The sequence below is a fragment of the Sphingomonas sp. PAMC 26617 genome (assembly GCF_000242835.1).
Classification (GTDB): Bacteria; Pseudomonadota; Alphaproteobacteria; order Sphingomonadales; family Sphingomonadaceae; genus Sphingomonas.
On the sequence record NZ_JH594434.1, the window covers coordinates 1 to 2141 of the forward strand.

The 2141-nt window shown below is 57.2% G+C and carries 4 protein-coding genes; 1 reads left to right on the forward strand and 3 read right to left on the reverse strand.

Annotated elements, in window-relative coordinates:
- Positions 1-186 precede the first annotated feature (186 nt).
- The 3 genes from RH91_RS21160 to RH91_RS22050 all read right to left on the reverse strand — a co-directional run bounded on the left by RH91_RS21160 (position 187) and on the right by RH91_RS22050 (position 1714).
- Positions 187-333 (reverse strand): lmo0937 family membrane protein, encoded by a 147-nt coding sequence (locus RH91_RS21160; RefSeq protein ID WP_133190578.1) that lies wholly within the window; start codon positions 331-333, stop codon positions 187-189.
- Positions 334-485: 152 nt separating this feature from the next.
- Positions 486-1331, reverse strand: a complete 846-nt coding sequence (locus RH91_RS22045) for a Crp/Fnr family transcriptional regulator (RefSeq protein WP_081469627.1) — start codon at positions 1329-1331, stop codon at positions 486-488.
- Positions 1328-1714: a response regulator gene (locus RH91_RS22050; protein WP_010165491.1), complete on the reverse strand. Its 387-nt coding sequence runs from the start codon at positions 1712-1714 to the stop codon at positions 1328-1330. The genes RH91_RS22045 and RH91_RS22050 overlap by 4 nt, the downstream gene beginning before the upstream one ends.
- Before the next feature lie 53 nt (positions 1715-1767).
- Between RH91_RS22050 and RH91_RS23390 the strand changes: the two genes are divergently transcribed.
- Complete coding sequence (locus RH91_RS23390) at positions 1768-1983, forward strand: response regulator (RefSeq protein ID WP_232283656.1); 216 nt, start codon at positions 1768-1770, stop codon at positions 1981-1983.
- Positions 1984-2141: the final 158 nt, after the last annotated feature.

Genomic DNA, 2141 nt, shown 5'->3' on the forward strand with positions numbered 1-2141 from the left:
ACGGGAATCCTCAGGCCGGGTTTTCACACGCTCTGCAGAAGTTTTGCATCAGCGCAGCAGCGCAAAACAACCGGCCAACTGATGCCTATTTGTGCACAGTCGATAACAGCACGGCGAAAGGGGGTCGGTCGTCCTTCAGCGCCGCGCTGTTAAACACGTCAGGTCACGCGGCGCCTGCTATACCGCCTATACCGCGCGACGGCCGCTTACCAGGTTGAAGATCACCACGACCACCGCGGCGACCAGCAGAAGATGGATCAACCCGCCCCCGATATGGACAGCAAACCCAAGGACCCAGAGAATGAGGAGAATTACGGCAATGGTCCAAAGCATGCGAAAGCCTCCGGTCGGCAGATGCCACAACAGCATCCTTCTGAAGCCAAAACGCGATCGTAACAGAAAATGTTCCTTGGCACTCAAGTCCTCGCCATGCTGTGCGGAGGATCGTATGTCGGATATTGGGGGCCGTCGTGTTGCTTGCCATCTCACTCTCCCGAATGAGAGAATGAGGCGTTTCGCAATGCAGACGATTGAGGGGCGGCAACGCCGGTTGTGGCTTCGACCTCGCTTCGTTTGATGTGTAGGTAACGAGGATCAAAACCACCAATCTGACGGAGCCGTGCGACATCGGGAAGAGTCATGGTTCGGTTCGCGATTGCGACCAGCCCCTCGGCCCTAAGGAGATGCATCATGCGGTTGACGTGGACCGCTGTCAGGCCAAGAGCATCCGCGATCTGTTCTTGCGTTAGCGGAAACTCGAAGCTGGTTTCGGTGCCGTCCGCCATGCTGGATCGCATGCTCAACTCGCAAAGCAAATGAGCTAGGCGCTCCTTTGCCGATCGACGGCCAAGCGACTGAGCCCATTTGCCAAGGATCGCATTCTCCACGAACGCCAGCCATGTAAATGTCCGAGTAATGCCGGCGTGCTGCGTCGCAAGTGCCAGGGCGCGGTCGCGTGGCAATGCCAGGATCGTCGCCTGAGTCAGCGTCCGAACGCCATAATCCGGGCGAACGGTGAGCAGTGCGTCTAAATTACAAAGGTCACCAGGCAACAACAGTGCCGAGAACTGACGGCTGCCGTTTGTAGTCGTCGTGTAACGGCATGCCCATCCTTCGATAATCAGAAACAGGCTATCGGCGCACGCTCCCTCACGCACCAGTTGCTTATGGACGCTGACCGGTCGCGGAGAGGCAACGGCGTCTTCAAGCGCGCGCCGCTCCTGTTGAGACAGGAAGGGGGAACGCCAAAGGGCAGTGCCACTAAGTGTGGGCAACCGATAGGGTGGGAGACTAAGCGAAAGAGAGCTTTGTGGCTGCGGGGCTTCGTTCATGATCGGTCTGCCGTGGGCAGCTGGAACGACGCCAGCTTGTCGCAGCAAGGCAATAATTCGACTTCGAGTTGACGGATGGTGAAGGGCTTACATAGGTACCGGATGCCTTCCGGCAATCCATTTGGTTGTGGATTACCGGACATCAACACAACAGTCGCAGGCATACGAACCAGGTCGCTGGCTATGAATTCAACGCCTGATAAGCCAGCGCCTAAATCGTCATCACAAAGCAGCACGTCGACATCGCCACCAGCAAGCGGAGCACGTGCTGCGTCGACCGAAGCTGCTTCGATGACGGACAAGCCGAGTTCTCGCGCGAGGCCCGCGATCGTCTGACGGACTATCGTGTTGTCGTCTACAATCAATAATTTAGCAGTAGCCATGCTCACTGTCCTGGGTTCAGTATGTGCCTCAGAAGGCTTTGGGGACGCAGACGATGTCTCGTAATCGTTCAGTTATTCTCGTCGTCGATGATGAGGAGAAGATACGAAAGTTGATCGGCGAGCAGCTGGAGGGTGAAGGCTACGAGGTGATGTTGGCAGCCCGCGGCGATGACGCGTTCGAGATACTGCAAGGCACTCCCCGCATCGATCTGATTGTAACAGACGTGAGAATGCCTGGTGCCATGAATGGTTTCGACTTGATCGAATGACCGCTCGCCGGCCGTCCCGACCTCCGGACGATTATCATGTCGGGCTACAGCGGCGAGAGCACCCAACGTACGGGGCTTCCTTGTAAGCGTGGTCTGAAGGCCGCGCTCTAAGCTGCTTCTGCGATGTGTTGTTCGGTAGCCCGACGCCAATTCCAGGG